The sequence below is a fragment of the Dawidia cretensis genome (genome assembly GCF_018598175.1).
In the GTDB taxonomy this organism is placed as follows: Bacteria; Bacteroidota; Bacteroidia; order Cytophagales; family Cyclobacteriaceae; genus Ohtaekwangia; species Ohtaekwangia cretensis.
Genome location: NZ_JAHESE010000004.1, coordinates 23072 through 40208, shown reverse-complemented (window position 1 = coordinate 40208; position 17137 = coordinate 23072). Strand labels below are relative to the sequence as shown.

The window sequence follows — 17137 nt, the reverse complement described above, 5'->3', positions numbered from 1 at the left end:
ACATACGTTTATTGTTGTATAGTCCTTTTCTCAGGTATATACTTCGGGGTTTACGATAGTAGGCAGTCGCTCGCCGCGCAAGCCGGCAATGACATTGCGCGCGGCGAGGATCGCCATGGCATTACGGGTTTCCTGCGTGGCGGAACCAATGTGCGGCAGCACGGCGACGTTTTCCATTGACAGCAACGGGTTGCTGGCGGCCATCGGCTCGGGGTTGGTCACATCGAGTCCGGCACCCCAGAGCACACCTTGCTGCAAGGCGGCAATCAGGTCAGGCTCGTCGTGTATGCCTCCGCGCGCCGTGTTGATGAATATGGCGGTTGGCTTCATACGCCGGAAAGTACTGGCGTTAAATGTGCCGGCCGTCTCGGGGGTGAGCGACGTATGTACGGACAGCACATCGCTTTGCGCGAGCAGCTCGTCAAACGAAACACGCACCGCGCCGAGAGTGCGCTCGGCCTCCTCGTTGTGACCGCGGTTGTGGTATACGATGCGCATACCGTATACTGCCTGAGCACGACGTGCCATTTCATAGCCGATCTTGCCAAGGCCCCAAATACCGAGCGTCTTGCCATTCAGGTCTACCCCCAGGTCGGCCGTGGGATCTGAAAAACCCCAGCCTCCCTGGAGGATCTTTTTGTGCATGTAGAATGCCTTGCGCGCTACCGCCGCCATAAGCAGGAAGGCAGTGTCAGCCGTGGCCCCGCTCAACACGCCGGGCGTATTCCCAATGGGTATTTTGAGCCGTGTCGCTGCTGCAACGTCCACGTTGTCATAGCCCACCGAGTGCAGGGATACTACTTTGAGGTGTGCGCAAGCTTCCAGGAACTCCGCGCCGATCTTGTTGTGGCCGGCACTGAGCAGTGCCTGGTGGTCCTTGCAACGTTCGACCAGCTCGGCCGCGGTCAGGTCGCGTTTTTCTGTCCACGCGGTTATCTGTATAGACGCTTCGCGCAGCAACTGCAGGCCGGCTTCCGGTATCTTGCGTGTGATAAAAACGTTCATGGCTATTTTCTTTTCGATGACGAGAGGAAATGATCCCAGGTTGCCTTGCTGATGTCAGCAATGATCTTTTCGTTTACTGCTGGTTTTTCGCGCGAGTCGGACACCAATACGACGATGGTATAGGTGCGACCGTCGGGCAATACCACCACCCCCACGTCATTGACGGCAGCGGTGACGCCTTGCTCGTTGGTGTCGGATGTACCTGTGCGATGTCCCACCGGCGTACCGGCCGGCAATTGGCCTTTCAGGCGTTTTGCTCCGGGCACCGTCTCCACCATCATCTTCCACAGCACCGCGCGGCTGCCGGCGGCCAGGTGTTTGCCTTCGTGGAATTCGGTTAACAATCGTGCCATGGCCACGGGCGTCGTCCAGTTGGTATATTGTACATCCCACGCGCGGCTCATCTCCTCCTCCGTGGCGACAATAGCAATATCGGAAATGCCCAGGGTATGGATGTAGCGATCGGCCACCGCTGTGCCACCGATGAGGCGGAACAGGATGTCGCATGCGTTGTTGTCGCTATAGGTGACAGTATATTTCAACAGTTCCTGGATCGTGACATCTACATCGCCTTCGGGATACTGCTCGCGCAACGGGCTATACGTAGGCAACATATCGGCCTTTGTCAGGTGAACCTTTTGGTCAAGACGCAATTGCCCATGGTCAATCTGGTTAAAGACTGTCAGCGCCAACGGGAACTTATAGGTGCTTTGCATAGGGTAATGTTGCTGGCCATGCAGGGTAAGTGTATCCTGCCCGAAAGGGCCGACGATGGCTACGCCAACGTTTGCCTGGCGAGCCTCGGCAAGGGAGCGGATCTTTTTTCGCAGGGCATCTGTTTGTGCATAAACAACGGACGTTAGCAAAAAAAAGAGAACAGCGGTGGTGGTGGATTTAAGACACATACGGTTACTAGGTTCTGTCAAATGTAACAACAAGGAATGGTTGGCCCACAGGATTTTGAGCGATCAATTTTTTTATGAACGAATGAGCATCGATATTTATATTTTAATACGCCATGAAAATAGGAATAGCCGCAGACCATGGAGGTTTTGAACTGAAAGAGGTCCTTGCTTCCTTTCTCCGCGCCCAGCACTACGACGTTCAGGATTTTGGTGCATTCGAGCTCGATCCCACCGATGATTATCCCGATATGGTCGTGCCGCTGGCACGGGCCGTTGCCGCCGGCGAGGTGATCCGGGGCATTGCCGTGTGTGGCAGCGGCGTAGGCGCCTCCATCGCCGCCAACAAAGTGACCGGTGTACGGGCGGCCCTCGTGCACGACTATTTTTCCGCCCACCAGGGCGTCGAAGACGACGACATGAACCTGCTCTGCCTGGGGGGGCGTGTCACCGGCAGCGAAATGGCCAAGGAGCTCGTGCTGGCGTTTTTAAAGGCAAACTACATCGGTGCCGAGCGGCACCAGCGCCGGCTGGACAAAGTACACCGACTCGAAAAAGAATAACACAATATTTAGTATCACTGCACAATTAATCAGCAACCAAAATGCAAGGCGATCAGTATGTTTTAGGAATGGTAGGTTTAGGCGTTATGGGTCGTAACCTGCTGTTGAATATGGCCGACCACAATTTTAAAGTGGCCGGATACGATAAAGATGCTTCGAAAGTAGAGGCGCTTAGTAAGGAGAAGGTTAAAGGAGAAGTAAAGGGATTTACATCGCTTCAGGAGTTTATCGGCAGCCTTAGCAAGCCGCGCGCAGTCATGCTGCTCGTGCCGGCCGGCAAGATCGTGGATAGTGCCATTGCTGAGATCACGCCCCTGCTGGACAAAGGCGACCTGATCATTGACGGTGGCAACTCGCATTTTATGGATACCAACCGCCGCGCCGAAGAATTGGAGGCCAAAGGCCTGCACTTTTTTGGTATGGGCGTTTCAGGAGGGGAAGAAGGCGCACGCAACGGCCCGAGCATGATGCCGGGTGGTGACCCGAACGCTTACAAAGTAGTACAGCCGATCTTTGAAGCCATTGCAGCCAAGGTCAACGGCGAACCGTGCGTAACGTATATCGGTCCCGGTTCGTCCGGCAACTTTGTAAAGACGGTACACAATGGTATCGAGTATGCCATCATGCAGCTTATTGCCGAGACCTACGAAGTCATGCGCAAAGGCCTGGGCCTGACGGGTGAGCAAATGCACGACACCTTCCGTGGGTGGAATGAAGGACGCCTGCAGTCGTTCCTTGTCGAGATCACCCGCGACATATTTGCCTACAAAGAACCCGGCAGCAGCCAACTGTTGCTGGATAGCATTAAAGACGAAGCCAGGTCGAAAGGCACCGGCAAGTGGACCTCGCAGGTAGCAATGGATCTGCAACTGCCGATCACGGCCATCGATACCGCCGTGTCCATGCGCGACCTGTCTAAATACAAAGCCATCCGCACCCAGGCGGCAAAGCTGTATGCCGACAACGGCCTGAAACTTTCCGTTGACCAGGCTAAGTTTGTACAAGCGTTGGAGGAAGCGCTGTACTTCACGACGGTGATTGCCTACGCGCAAGGTATGCACCTGCTGTCGCAGGCATCGAAAGAGTATGGCTACAACCTGCAGCTGGCGAACATCGCATTGATCTGGCGTGGGGGTTGTATCATTCGCTCGACCTTCCTGCAATCCATCCACAATGCCTATAAGAAAGATAATACCCTGCCCCACCTGTTGCTGGATGCTGACATTGCCGCACAGATGAAAGGTGCGCTGTCGGGCATGCGCCAGGTGGTTTCGACCGCTACGGCCACGGGCATTTCGGTGCCAGCCTTTGCCGCGTCGCTCAGCTACTTTGATGCGCTGCGCAGCGAGCATATGCCTTCGAATCTCATTCAGGCGCAACGCGATTTCTTCGGTGCGCACACGTATGAGCTGATCGGCAAGGAAGGCGTCTTCCACACGCAATGGACCAAAAAGTAATCGATCCCCATCACGACGTAACCATTTTCGCTTTTACTACATGAGTGCAGCAACCGACGCCATTAAATCACAGCCAACGGTCTTCTTTATCTTCGGTGGTACCGGAGACCTCACCTCGCGCAAGCTTGTGCCGGCGCTTTACAACCTGTATATCGACGGCTGGATGCCCGCGCATTTCCAGATCGTGGCTATGGGCCGGACACAATATAGCGACGACGCTTTCCGCGAAGTATTGCTGAAAGATGTCAAACAATTCTCCCGTAAACGAGAGACCCAGGCGCCGTCAGAAACATGGGACGAGTTTGCCAAACACGTATTCTTCCAGGTGTCGGATATCAACAATCCGCAAACCTACCAGGACCAGGCCGACCGTATTGCCAGCTTTGGCAAGATGAGTGGTGGCGAGCCGAACGTAGTGTATTACCTGGCAGTAGCCCCACGCTTCTTCAGCACGATTGCCGAAAACCTCTCGAAGTTCAAATTAGCTGCGAACCCCGAGAAGGCCCGCATCGTCATCGAGAAACCGTTTGGCCATGACCTGGAGTCGGCGCGCAAGCTGAACCAACTGCTGGGCGGCGTATTCTCGGAACAACAGATCTACCGCATTGATCACTACCTGGGCAAAGAGACCGTACAGAACATACTGGCATTACGTTTCTCCAACTCGATCTTTGAACCGTTGTGGAACAGGAATTATATCGACCATGTACAGATCTCTGTTTCCGAGCAGTTGGGCATGGGCAGCCGCGGGGGCTACTACGACGAAGCCGGTGCGCTGCGCGATATGATCCAGAACCACATTTTGCAGTTGCTCTGCCTGGTGGCGATGGAGCCGCCGGTGAGCTTCCAGGCCGACGAAGTACGCAACAAAAAGGTGGACGTGCTGCACTCCATGCGCAAGTTCACAGCCGAAGATATCAAAAAGAACGCTGTACGCGGCCAGTATAGTAAAGGTTGGATGGAAGGCAAGGAACACCCTGGCTATCGCGAAGAAGCCGGTGTTGCGCCCGACTCGAATACCGAAACATTTGCCGCCATCAAATTCCACATCGACAACTGGCGCTGGCACGGTGTGCCCTTCTACCTTCGCACAGGTAAACGCATGCACCAGTCGTCGTCGGTCATCATGATCCAGTTCAAGGATGTGCCGCACCTCATCTTCCCGTCGGAAGCGATCGAAGGCTGGCAGCAAAACCGCCTGATCATCAGCATACAACCAGAAATGAGCGTACGCTTGCAAGTGCAAGCCAAGCGCCCCGGCCTGGACATGACGCTCAACCCGGTGGACATGATCTTTGATTACAACGGTACGTATACAGGGGACACGCCCGAGGCATACGAGACGCTGTTGCTCGACACCATGCTGGGCGACCAGACGTTGTTCATGCGTGGCGACCAGGTGGAAGCTGCATGGGACCTGCTCATGCCAATCCTCAATGCCTGGGGTGGCAAGAAGAGCCTGAGCTTCCCGAACTACCCGGTAGATTCATGGGGCCCTGAAACCGCCGAGTCACTCATTGCCAAAGACGGTTTCCACTGGTTTACCTTACCGCTGAAAAACTCCAAGAAGTAAACCTATGCTCCGCATCTTTGACAACACCGATACGCTGCTGACAACGCTGGCCGACTTCATCGTCGACAGCGCCAGGCAAGCGATTCACAAGCACGGCCGTTTTTCCTTTGTACTTTCGGGTGGCAGCTCGCCGAAGAAATTATATACCTTGCTCGCATCGGACGCCTACCGGTCGAAGATCGACTGGACCAGGGTCTTCTTCTTCTTTGGTGACGAGCGTTATGTGCCCGCCACGCACGCCGACAGCAACTACCGCATGGCGCAAGAGACGCTGTTTACACCGCTGAACATCACCCCGGGTCAGGTATTTCGCATGAACACCGACCTCTCAGTAGACGCGGCAGCAGCAGGCTACGAACAGGACATTCGCGGCTACTTTGTCGAGAAGCCCATCTGCTTTGATTTTATCCTGCTGGGGCTCGGCGACAATTCACATACCGCGTCGCTCTTCCCGCACACCTCGGTGCTGCACGAAAAGGAGGCGCTTGTGAAAGGTCTCTACATTGACGAGGTGAAAATGAACCGCATCACACTGACAGCCCCGGTGATCAACCGGGGGGCAATTATTGCCTTTTTAGTGTACGGCGGTGGCAAAGCCGAAGCAATACACCATATTCTGGAAGATGCCCGCAACATGGATGAATACCCAGCCCAGCTCATTCATCCTGAAAAGGGTGAAATCGTGTGGTTTTTAGACGAGCCTGCAGCCGCAAACCTGTCTGCTGACTTGAAAAAGCGCCATTAACGCTTATTTGGCGGGTATGCCGATATTTCTGACCGGCCCGGGGCGACGACTTGCTGTACGCCCCGGGCTTCGTTATTTTTACGGCATGGCGCAACAGCTACACAGAAACTGGGCGGCCTTCCTGGGTTGTATTTTGATCATCCTGATCATTGCCCACAACACCGGCCGTAACAAGACCTTTCATGTACGCACGGAAACTATTCAGCTCCAATCGCTGAAAGAGGTTGCTGCTTTGACGGGCAATCTGGTGAAACCGTTGCTATATACCAATGTGTCAGGACTGGCAAAGCTGCCCAGCCGGGAAGCAAAGCGAACTTTCATTGCTACCGTATTGCCTTCTATTCTGGTGGCCAAATACCAGATCGAGCAAAACCGCGAGAAGATCTATATTTTACAGCGCAAGCGTTATTGGACGGCCGGCGACAGCGCCTTTTATTACGACATGCGCCGACGTTACCGGGCCGTGGGCCTGACAGACCTGCCGGACCGCATGGTGACGCTGCCCAACAGTGTAATCCTGGCGCAGACCGCCGTGGAGAGCGGCTGGGGCCAATCACGTTTTTTTCTGCAAGCCCGGAACCTGTTTGGGATCTGGTCTTTTAACGCCAAAGAGCCCCGCATGGCGGCTTCGCGCAAGCGAAAGACCAAGCAAGTATATGTGCGCGCGTACGACGACATGGCGCAATCCATCGGCCACTACTTCGAGATCCTGGCGCGCGCGCGCTCCTATCGCGAGTTGCGCGAAGCCATGCAACACACGCAAGACCCGTTTGAGCTTCTCCCCCATCTCAAGTATTACTCCGAGCGCCGGTCGGCCTATACGCAACAGCTTAAGAAGATGATCATTGCCAACAACCTCACGCAATATGATACGTACCAGCTGGACCCGGCTTACCTTCTACCGGACTAACTCCGTGGCCTCCCGGATACCGGGACCGCTGTTCTACCTGTCATTTCTCATTGTGTTGCTGGCATGTACCAGCACCGCCGAAAAACCGGCAAGCGGGCCCCGCAAGGACATCGTCTGCTTTATATACCACCGCGTGGGCGATGGGCGCTATCCTACCACCAACGTATCCGTTAAAGACTTCGAAGCACACCTGGCGTACCTGGCAAAGAACAAGTTTCAGGTGCTCAACTTTTCCGACGCCATCGACTATTTACAATCCGATGCGCCGTCACAAAAGACCGCGGTCATTACCGTCGACGATGGGTATGCCAGCTTCTTCCACCACGGACTGCCCCTGCTTAAGAAGTATAAAATGCCCGCCACACTATTCATCAACACCAAGACCGTAGGCGGTGGCGACTTCATGAATTGGGACCAGCTCAACACGGCACAGGCCAGCGATGTCGAAATCGGCAATCATACACACTCGCACGACTACTTCCTCAACCAAAGCGCTGACACCCGCTACGAGACCTTCCGCGAGGAGGTCATGCAAAGCCAGGACATCATTGAAAAGCATCTCGACAAAAAACCTGTGGTCTTCTCGTACCCCTATGGAGAGTTCGACGACAAGATGAAGCAGATCGTAAAAGATGCCGGGTTTAAAGCCGCGGCGGCGCAACTCTCGGGCGTTTTGTACAATGGTACCGACGTGTTTATGTGTCCGCGATTTCCGATGGCGGAAGCCTATTCTGCTCCCGCCAGGTTTGCCGAGAAAGCTGTGATGCGTGCACTGGATGTAACGACGCCCTCCGCGCCAATGCCCTTGCCCGATAAACGTCCCGCCTTGACGCTTACCTTCAACGGCGACGAGATCCAAGCCAGGCGCCTGCAATGCTTTGCCCAGGGCAGCCCTTGTTCGTGTCGCATTACCAAACAAGATACCACGGGCCTGGTAACAGTTTCAGTGCAAGCCGGCGCCGACATTGCCGGGCGACGCCGGACACTGTACACGCTCACTGCCCCTGGCAAAAAGGGTGGTTGGTACTGGTACAGCCACCTGTGGATCAACACGAAGGTGAAGTAAGGCCTGGGGGAATAGCGAAATGCTTTTATCTTTGCCGCACTTCAAACAAACGTGCCATGAGCAAGCCCAAGGGATTTACCACCACACTGCTTCACTCCGACCGCCTCTTAAAGCCCGAATTCGGCTCCCTGCATCAGCCGATCCATACCGCCGTCACCTGGGGATATGACGATGTACAAGGCCTGGTAGACGTCTTTCAAAACAAGACCAAAGGGTACGCATACTCACGGCAAGGCAACCCCACGACAACAGCCCTCGAGCACAAGGTGACACAGATGGAAGGTGGTATGGCCACGGTAAGCTTTGCAACCGGCATGGCCGCCATCACCGCCACGGTACTGGCACTGATCAAAGCCGGCGATCACATTGTGGCGAGCTCATACCTCTTCGGCAACACCCGCAGCATCATGCAGACCTTCATGGACATGGGGGTAGCCATCTCGTTTGTGGATGTCACAGACGCTAAGAACGTGGCCGACGCTTGTCGCGACAACACGCGCATGGTATTCGTAGAGACCATCGCCAACCCCGCCACACAAGTGGCCGACCTGGCCAACATCGGCGAGCTCTGCGCGAAGAAGAACCTGATCTACGTAGTCGATAACACCATGACCTCGCCGTACCTGTTCAAGCCAATGTCGGTCAAGGCCAGCCTCGTTATCAACTCGCTGACGAAATATATCGGTGGCCACGGCAACGCCCTGGGCGGCGCCGTAACCGACACCGGACTGTATAACTGGGAGCAGTTCCCAAACATCACGGCCATACTACGCGCGCAAATCAAACCGGCCATGCTGGGCATTACACAGATCCGCAAACGCGGCCTGCGCGACGGTGGTGGCACGCTTTCTCCCGAAGCTGCGCACAGCATTTCCGTTGGTTCCGAAACCCTGGCCCTGCGTTTAGAACGTGCCTGTCATAACGCCAAGACCCTGGCAAATTTCCTGGAAGCCCACCCGCTGGTTAGTAGAGTATATTACCCCGGACTGGCCAGCCACCCGCAGCACGCGCTGACATCATCGCTGTTTCACCGCCACGGCGGCCTGATGAGCTTTGTTGTCAATGAAAAAATTGATTGCCTGGCATTCCTCAACCGTCTGCAGGTAGTGATCAAGTCGAGCAACCTGGGCGATACGCGCACACTGGCGATACCGGTGGCACAGACTATCTTCTTCGAGCTCGGCGCTGAACGCCGGGCCGAGATGGGTATACCCGACACGATGATACGGCTGTCGGTGGGCATTGAGGATACAGAGGACCTGATAGAAGATTTCCGGCAGGCACTGGAGGCTTCGAAAGCCTAAGGATAGGAAACTCAAAGGATCTCTTGCTTCTTCTATAAAACATCACGATGCGCCTGGAAACTCTCCAGGCGCATCGTGTTATAAATTTCTTCGACTACTACGTTATTCATTTTCAGCTAAGACCTCGGTTCTGGCATATGCCGGATAGTCAGTATAGCCGCGTGTATCGCCGCCGAAGAATGTGGTCCGGTCGGCTTCGTTCAACGGCAGGTTGTTTTCCAGGCGCAGTGGCAGGTCGGGATTGGCAATGAAAGGACGTCCAAAGGCGATAAGGTCGGCCCAGCCTTTCGCCAGCGCCTCCTGGGCGCGTGCCACAGTATACTTACCGGCATAGATGAGGGTGCCGCGAAAGGCCTTGCGATAAGCCTCTTTAAATGCAACGGGCATGACGGGAGCGTCTTCCCAATCGGCTTCAGCAATATGAATGTAGGCTATACCCAGTTCGTCAAGTATGCGGGCTGCGGCGATATAGGTTTCTTCAGGGTTATCATCCACAGCACCCATGTGCGTTGTCAATGGTGCCTGTCGAACGCCTACCCGCTCGCCGCCGATGGCATCGGCAACAGCCGTCACGACTTCTTTTAGAAACCGTAGCCGGTTCTCGAGCGAGCCACCGTACTCATCGGTACGCAGGTTGGTTTGAGAGTCCAGGAATTGTTCAATAAGATAGCCATTCGCGCCGTGCAGCTCGACGCCGTCAAAGCCCGCCGCGATGGCATTGCGTGCAGCCTGTGCATAGTCCTGTACAATCTGGTGTATCTCGGGCACGGTCAATTCGCGTGGGGTCGAGTGTTGTGTCATGACACCTTTGCCGTTCGCCGAGCCCTTTCCCTCCGCGTCTACAAATACTTTAACGCCTTCGGCCACCACAACCGACGGCGCCACCGGCGCCTGGCCGTTCGCTTGCAGCGACGTATGCGATACGCGTCCGACGTGCCAGAGCTGCGCGAAGATCAACCCGCCCTTTTTATGTACCGCACGGGTCACCTGTTTCCAGCCTTCGATTTGAGCGGGTGTATAGATGCCGGGCGTCCAGGCATACCCCTGGCCCTGCCGGCTGATCTGAGTGCCTTCAGAAATAATAAGGCCGGCAGAAGCGCGCTGGCCGTAATACTCGGCCATCAACGCGGTGGCCACTTCCCCCGTCGCTGCGCGTGAGCGGGTCATGGGCGGCATAACAATGCGATTTTTGAGTTTCAGGTCTTGAAGCGTATAAGCTTGGAATAACATAGCGATGTTTATTAAATGATGTTAATTTCTTTCCTCTACTACGCGAAAATCCTTCGGAACGTGCTATTATCACAATAACTTAAATAGTAGGTTTGCATCAGAAAACTGATACACACTCTAAGACTATTCTCACATAAATCGACGGCGATGCTTCTGAACCTGGAATGGCTACGAACTTTTAAAGCGATCTACGACACCGGCACGCTCACCGGCGCAGCCCAACAACTCTACATCTCCCAGCCGGGGGTGAGCCTTCATCTTAGTTCATTGGAAGCATATACAGGGTACAAGCTCTTTGACCGGTCAGCCAAGAAGATGGTGCCGACCGAACGCGGCAAAGTATTGTATAATTTTATCCTGGAGCCTCTTAATAAGCTCGAAACGGCTGAACAAGTCTTTCACAAAAGCTCAAAGACCGAGCGATCGACGATCGGCATCGGCATGTGCTTCGAGACATTTCAATTTACGCTGGAAAAGCACATCAGCTCCCTGCCGTTTAACGTGATCATCAAATTCGGCGAGTATCCGCAGATGCAGCAAGATCTCGACAAGGGATTACTGGATCTGATCATCACACCCCAAAAAGGCCAGCAAAAAAACCTGGAGTATGCACCGTTCTCGAAAGAACGCATTGTACTCGTCTGTGGGAACAAAACTCGCACCACGGCGCTGGAGTCATTGTTAAAAAAGAAAGATCTGGAAGCGGCTAAACAATGGCTGAAGCAGCAAATCTGGTATAGCACGGCCGCCGATATGGAACACCTGAAACGTTTTTGGTTTAATAACTTCAACGAGCATCCAGATTTTAAGCCCAACTACATCGTCCCCAACATCAGCTCGATCGTACGGTGCCTGAGTGATAACGAGGGATTCTCCGTTATACCCGACTTCCTGTGTCGCGAAGCCGTAGCCACCCGCAAGATGCGCATCGCTTCAACCGGTACAAAAGTGATTGAAAACGTCCTCTACTTCGCCACCCGCAAGAAAACAATCTATGAACAGGAAATCACCCAGGTGAAAGCAATCTTCGAGAAAGAAGAGTTTTAACCTTGACAGCTACAAAAAAATCTCCCCCCGCTTCGATGGGAGGAGATCATAGATTATATCGTTCTTGCTACGGATAGTTAGTCTCTCCGTCTGGATCCGTTGCCCCGTTGTTCCCTGGGCGACTCCGAGCGACTTGGAGCCTGCCGCTCCGGCTGCGTCATGCGCTGCTGACGCATTTGCTGTTGTTCCTGACGTTGCTGCTGCTGTACCCGCTGCTCCTGCTGACGTTGTTGCTGCTCCCGCTGACGCTGCTGCTCTTGTTGGCGTTGCTCTTGCTGACGTTGCTGATCCTGCATACGCTGCTGCTGTTGTTGCTGACGTTGCTGCTCATGGACGCGTTGCTCCTGCTGACGTTGCCGTTCCTGCGTACGCTCCTGTTGCTGTTGTTGACGCTGCTGCTGGTCCTGCACCCGTTGTTGCTCTTGTTGGCGTTGTTGGTCGCGTACGCGCTCTTCCTGCATACGTCGATTATCGTTGTCCCGGTCTAGCCGTTCGCGAGCTTCCTGTTGACGGCGACCATCCTCACGCTCGCGGGTTTGTTTATCCGACGACTGCCGCAAATCGTTCTTGTCGAGGAGCTTCTGATCTTGCTGTTGACGCACCCGCTCCAGCGACTGGTTGCGTTCCTGCTCCTGCCCTCTTCGGACATTTTCAGTTTCACGCGTGCGCTCTTCAATCCGGGCATCTCCCTCACGGTTTGTTTCAGACCGCCGTGTTGGCTGGTCGCGTACCTCGCGACGGCGATCCTCAACCGATTGCCGGTTCGCGGAGTTGTCGTCCAGACCATTGCGCAGATCAGTCGTCGAGCGTCTGTCTCTCCGCTCCATTCGCGAAGGCATTGCCTGGGCACGAGACTCACGGTCATTGTTAATCTCAGGCTTATAGAAGCTTGCGCGGTCGCGTTCAATCTCCGTCCTACCCGGACGGCTGCGATCGTTGACCGCATACACAGGCACGCGGGTATTATTCACGCGCTCGATCTCCCGGCGTGACGGGCCCGTAAAGTACGTACGACGACGACTGTCCGTATAGTGATGTGTCACCACCGTCGTCTGGTGAATGATCGTTACTACTTGCGGGCGCGGTACACAATGCCGGTAAACGGTGCGATAGGTTATATAGCGGCACGGCACAAAGCTCCAGTAGCGGTCTGGAATGCGGTCGTAATAATTATACGATACGCTGACGGTGATACCCGGCATAAGCGGCGCCCAGCCATAATAACCGCCACCACTGCGCCACGCTACCCAGGCCGGTCCCCAGACCGTATCGGGCGCCCACATCCATCCGTAAAAATCATCGTAGAACCAGCGTCCATAGTGAAAGGGCGCCCAGCCCCAGCCGTAATCTGATACCCATGTATTACCGTACTCTGTATTGATCCAATAACCGTTGGTAGCATACGGAACAAAGTCACGGTCGACGCGCGGTCGCCAGACATAGCCGTAGTTTTCATATGCTATCCAGGTACCATAGGGCTGCAGCTCGTCATAGAAGACTTGCAATGTAACGCCTCCATCGTGGGCCATACTGACTGTCACGTTTAGCATGCTCACGAAAAAGGCCGCCGCGATCATCATGATCCATTTATTCCACACCTTTTTCATATTTCATGTTTGTTAGTACTACACACTAAACGAAAAACTATGCCATTTTTTACACTACTTCGGTTGCGGTGCTTGCAGGCGTTAATTCCTGCGACTGGCTTTATCAAAAAACGGCGTAGTCTGCGTTTCCGGCTGCCAGCTGCGGAAAACTTCTTTCAGTTTTGTGGCAAGCTCATCGCCCCAGAGGTTTTTGGCCACAATATGGCCGCTGGGGTCAATCAGGTAGTTTTGAGGAACATTGCGTACTCCGTATAACATCGCGATGCGACTATTAAATCCTTTCAGGTCGGAAAGTTGTGCCCACTTGCCGATGCCGTCCTGATGAATGGCCGCCAACCACGGCTCGCGCAGGGTGTCAAAGGAAACGCCGAGTATCGCAAAGTTCCGGTGGCGATACTGGTCGTGGATATTCTTGAGCTTGCGGTGCTCTGCCAAGCACACGCCACAGTCGCTCGACCAGAACTCCAGCAGCACATAGCTGCCGCGATAAGATTCCAATGCGTGCATAGCGTCGGTATCATCGGGAAGATTAAAGATGGGTGCCATTGCGCCGATGGCTGTTCTGCCGAGTGTTTCGCGGTATAGCCAGATGTCATCCGCCTCGGGCGCCTGCGCAACGGACGCATTGAGCGACTTGAGCAACGTATCGCTCAGTCGCAGATCGTCGCCATTTTTATACTGTATAGCACGTAAGGCCACTAACGAGACAACGGAGTTTAAGTGAGAAAGCACAAAATTGCGCAGGGTTACATTGTAATAATCTGCTTCTACCATTTTATAGTCCAGCAATAATCTCTTAAACGCAATGGAATCCTCTTTGTACAAACGCTCCAGTTCAGGGTAATAATAGTAGTCACGACGTTGCAGAAATTCATCCTCCGCCTTTTTTAAGTGACCGTAGTGTTTACTGTACCGGCCGCCCGTAACAACATAGTTACTAAGCGAGTCCACACAGTAGATCGTCAGTGCGGCCGGCTCCAGGTAAAATTTCAACGCATCGCCCTTGGTAATATCGGGCAGGTGACGGTTGGCCGCACGAAGCGCCGCCTTTGATATTTGTGTTATGTAGGCTTCGCCCGACATGGCGATGGCCACCTTGAATTGCACCTTACCATGAACCACTACGGCACTGTCGTAGAATGCGTGGTCACCTCCACGACCGATACCGTCATACCACAAGTATAGCATACGAGGTTTAGTCGACATCGACTTCACGTCAACCTCTATCGTATACCACTCATTAGCGTTATGCTGAGCAGTGACAGCGGTGACGCACAACATTAAAATGCTTGCTATAATATTTTTCATAATCATTCCGTCTTGTGTGTTAATCACTAGATTTTTAATTTCTACGCCGGAGATTGCTCAACAGGCAATATTTTCCTGATGAGGTCTGCCACGGCAGCTCATACGTGTTTACCGAAAAAAAACTCGGGGTGTATACAGCCGTCTCGCGAGACCGGCTGTATAGATCTTTATTGCTTACTGATTGCTTCCAGGTTTGGCAAATAGGCGCCTCCCACGGGCAGTGCACGGCCGCGCAGGGTTACCTGGTGTCGCTCGATCTTTTCTATTTTGGCAATGGCGATGACAAACGAGCGGTGTATCCGCACAAACTTGCCGGTCGGCAGCAGATTCTCTACCTCCACCATGGTCATGCGCGACACAACCTCGCGGTCATGTAATTTGAACGTTATATAATTGCCGGCAGCTTCCAGGTATTCAATTTCGCTAAACAGCACCCGCACCTGTTCGTAGCCGGTCTTGAGGAACATATACTCTTTACTATTACCCGCATTCCGAAAACCATAGAGCTCATGAGCCTTGTTACACGCCTTCATAAATCGCGCTAAAGAAAAAGGCTTGAGTAAATAATCAACCGCATCGAGCTCAAAGCTGGTCACGGCGTGCTCGGAATACGCCGTGGTAAAGATCACCAACGGCATTTTATTTAGGCTCTTCAGAAAATCTATACCCGTTATGTCGGGCATTTTGATGTCGAGGAATAACAAATCCACCGAATTGCGCTGCAGGTAGTCCATAGCTTTGAAAGCATCTGTAAAACATTCTTTCAACTCCAGAAAGGGCACCTTGGCCGCCAGGCTTCTTACTACATCCAGGGCTATGGGCTCGTCGTCAACGGCAATGGCGATCATCATACTTTTTCGGTCAGTCGAACGGTTAAGTGAATAAAGAACTCGAGGGCTGTCTGGCGCACAACCAGCTCGTGCTTTTGCGGATATAACAGCTGCAGTCGTAGTCGTACATTTTCCAATCCAATGCCATTCTTATCAGCCTCGATGTCGTGGTCTTGTTTTTCGTGCACGGTATTGCGCACGTCGAAGTATAATATACCTTCTCGAATCTGCAACGAGATGACCACTTGCGACGGCTTACGCAGGCTAATGCCGTGTTTGAAGGCGTTTTCTACAAACGGGATCAGAAGCATGGGCGCAATGTGCAGATCGTGCACGTCGTCTTCGATGTGCTGCGAGATGGTAATGTCGGGGGACGATTGTATGCGCAGGGTCTGCAATGCCACGTAGTTTTGCAAGTATTCGATCTCACGCCCCAGCAGTATTTTCTCCTGGATGTTCTCGCGCAGCATAAAGCGCATCATATCACCCAGGCGCTGAATGCCCTCCCCTGTGCGTTCAGCAGATTCTTGCAACGCTGTACCGTAAAGTGTATTCAGCGCATTGAACAAAAAGTGTGGGTTGATCTGCGACCGCAGAAAGTCCAGGTTGGCCGACGAGCTCCCCAGCGCCGTCCGGAGCGATGTGAGCTGCTGGCGCGCGCTCAGACTACGCTGATATATCAGCCAATACAGCGGGGCGCATATAAACACCTGGAAGAATCCGTTCGCGGTCACCGTCACCAGCATAAAATCACGATGCCGCCACCCCGTACCGCCCACGACAAAAAGGAGCAAGCCAGCGCCCATGCTAATGCCGGCAATCCTCAACAGGTAGGCCCAAAGACCTTTCTTTAACGTGTTTTCGAGAAGCATCGTAAAGGAGAGTCCATATAGAAAGATACTGAACAGTACAATGCCCATACCCTGGATGACGGTTTTCGTCACCGGCATGAACATAACAATCCCTACACCCACCGCTCCCCACACCACCAGCGCCAGGAATATGTTTTGGGCCACTGTACTGTATTGGGGTAACAACTGAGCGATGCGCGCCAGCACGTTTGCTATGATCCGCTTGGCAAACGTATAGCCTGCCAGTGCGATCAGGACCCACACGGCAGTCACCAGACTCTGCTTGATCATTAAGTTATGCGCATAATCAGCCGTCTTAATCTCAAACAGGTAACTCCGCAGCCAGGTGTCCGTAAACGTCAGCAACAGCCAAAGAGCACCGAGCAACACAGGGATCAACATTATACCCCAGATCATCCGACGCCGCACCAACAGGCACGGGGTGATCACAAAATTCCAGAGCAGGAAAGCACCATAATAACCGGTTAGGCGGGCCACCTGGGGAAAGAAATAATTTTTGGAGTACGAATAATGCAGGTGGTTTTCCTCAAAAAACTCCCGATACGGTGTCCATATCGGTACCATGTTGCTGTTGGATACGTCTCTCAGCAACAGGATAAGTGCAAACGCGTACAGGACCGTGGCTGCCCAAAATTCCGTTCGTTTCAAATCGATCTTTTCTAACATGCCGTATATATATTTCCCAATAGTATCCGAAAGATACTGGGACCGACACCGC

General features: G+C 53.6%; 15 protein-coding genes. 8 read left to right on the top strand and 7 right to left on the bottom strand.

Translation table 11 applies throughout. The features are described from left to right. Nucleotides 1–30: 30 nt before the first annotated feature. Together KK062_RS06480 and bla are read right to left on the bottom strand one after the other, a co-directional pair. Nucleotides 31–1005, bottom strand: coding sequence for a 2-hydroxyacid dehydrogenase (locus KK062_RS06480; RefSeq protein ID WP_254083448.1), 975 nt, complete (start codon nt 1003–1005; stop codon nt 31–33). A gap of 2 nt (nt 1006–1007) precedes the next feature. Beyond that, nucleotides 1008–1910, bottom strand: coding sequence for a class A beta-lactamase, subclass A2 (gene bla / locus KK062_RS06475; RefSeq protein ID WP_254083447.1), 903 nt, complete (start codon nt 1908–1910; stop codon nt 1008–1010). A 113-nt stretch (nt 1911–2023) separates the two neighbouring features. Here bla and KK062_RS06470 point away from each other — a divergent pair, with 113 nt between their 5' ends. Genes KK062_RS06470 through KK062_RS06440 form a run of 7 tightly spaced genes read left to right on the top strand, consistent with a single transcriptional unit; the run spans nt 2024 to nt 9525 of the window. Further along, complete coding sequence (locus KK062_RS06470) at nt 2024–2470, top strand: RpiB/LacA/LacB family sugar-phosphate isomerase (protein ID WP_254083446.1); 447 nt, start codon at nt 2024–2026, stop codon at nt 2468–2470. 41 nt (nt 2471–2511) lie between these two features. Further along, entirely contained in the window at nt 2512–3927 is a 1416-nt protein-coding gene (gene gnd, locus KK062_RS06465; RefSeq protein WP_254083445.1) for an NADP-dependent phosphogluconate dehydrogenase, read from the top strand. Between the two features lie 40 nt (nt 3928–3967). Beyond that, nucleotides 3968–5500: a glucose-6-phosphate dehydrogenase gene (gene zwf, locus KK062_RS06460; protein WP_254083444.1), complete on the top strand. Its 1533-nt coding sequence runs from the start codon at nt 3968–3970 to the stop codon at nt 5498–5500. A gap of 4 nt (nt 5501–5504) precedes the next feature. Continuing rightward, nucleotides 5505–6245 (top strand): 6-phosphogluconolactonase, encoded by a 741-nt coding sequence (gene pgl / locus KK062_RS06455; RefSeq protein ID WP_254083443.1) that lies wholly within the window; start codon nt 5505–5507, stop codon nt 6243–6245. 16 nt (nt 6246–6261) lie between these two features. Beyond that, nucleotides 6262–7155 (top strand): glucosaminidase domain-containing protein, encoded by an 894-nt coding sequence (locus KK062_RS06450; protein ID WP_254083442.1) that lies wholly within the window; start codon nt 6262–6264, stop codon nt 7153–7155. Beyond that, nucleotides 7112–8221, top strand: a complete 1110-nt coding sequence (locus tag KK062_RS06445) for a polysaccharide deacetylase family protein (RefSeq protein WP_254083441.1) — start codon at nt 7112–7114, stop codon at nt 8219–8221. The genes KK062_RS06450 and KK062_RS06445 overlap by 44 nt, the downstream gene beginning before the upstream one ends. A gap of 56 nt (nt 8222–8277) precedes the next feature. Beyond that, entirely contained in the window at nt 8278–9525 is a 1248-nt protein-coding gene (locus KK062_RS06440; protein WP_254083440.1) for a cystathionine gamma-synthase family protein, read from the top strand. Between the two features lie 102 nt (nt 9526–9627). Here KK062_RS06440 and KK062_RS06435 read toward each other — a convergent pair whose 3' ends face one another. Then, nucleotides 9628–10755, bottom strand: a complete 1128-nt coding sequence (locus KK062_RS06435; protein WP_254083439.1) for an alkene reductase — start codon at nt 10753–10755, stop codon at nt 9628–9630. 147 nt (nt 10756–10902) lie between these two features. Between KK062_RS06435 and KK062_RS06430 the strand changes: the two genes are divergently transcribed. Further along, a complete protein-coding gene (locus KK062_RS06430) occupies nt 10903–11802 on the top strand; it encodes a LysR family transcriptional regulator (RefSeq protein ID WP_254083438.1) in 900 nt (299 codons plus the stop codon). 77 nt (nt 11803–11879) lie between these two features. Here KK062_RS06430 and KK062_RS06425 read toward each other — a convergent pair whose 3' ends face one another. The 4 genes from KK062_RS06425 to KK062_RS06410 form a co-directional block, all read right to left on the bottom strand. Beyond that, nucleotides 11880–13409: a DUF6600 domain-containing protein gene (locus KK062_RS06425; protein WP_254083437.1), complete on the bottom strand. Its 1530-nt coding sequence runs from the start codon at nt 13407–13409 to the stop codon at nt 11880–11882. Nucleotides 13410–13490: 81 nt separating this feature from the next. Beyond that, complete coding sequence (locus KK062_RS06420; RefSeq protein ID WP_254083436.1) at nt 13491–14717, bottom strand: TlpA disulfide reductase family protein; 1227 nt, start codon at nt 14715–14717, stop codon at nt 13491–13493. A 167-nt stretch (nt 14718–14884) separates the two neighbouring features. Further along, nucleotides 14885–15565 carry a LytR/AlgR family response regulator transcription factor gene (locus KK062_RS06415; RefSeq protein ID WP_254083631.1) on the bottom strand — a complete coding sequence of 227 codons (681 nt, stop codon included), beginning with the start codon at nt 15563–15565 and terminating at the stop codon, nt 14885–14887. Next, the gene (locus KK062_RS06410; protein WP_254083435.1) at nt 15565–17085 is read right to left on the bottom strand and encodes a sensor histidine kinase; all 1521 of its coding nucleotides are present in this window, start codon (nt 17083–17085) and stop codon (nt 15565–15567) included. The genes KK062_RS06415 and KK062_RS06410 overlap by 1 nt, the downstream gene beginning before the upstream one ends. Between the last annotated feature and the right edge of the window lie 52 nt (nt 17086–17137).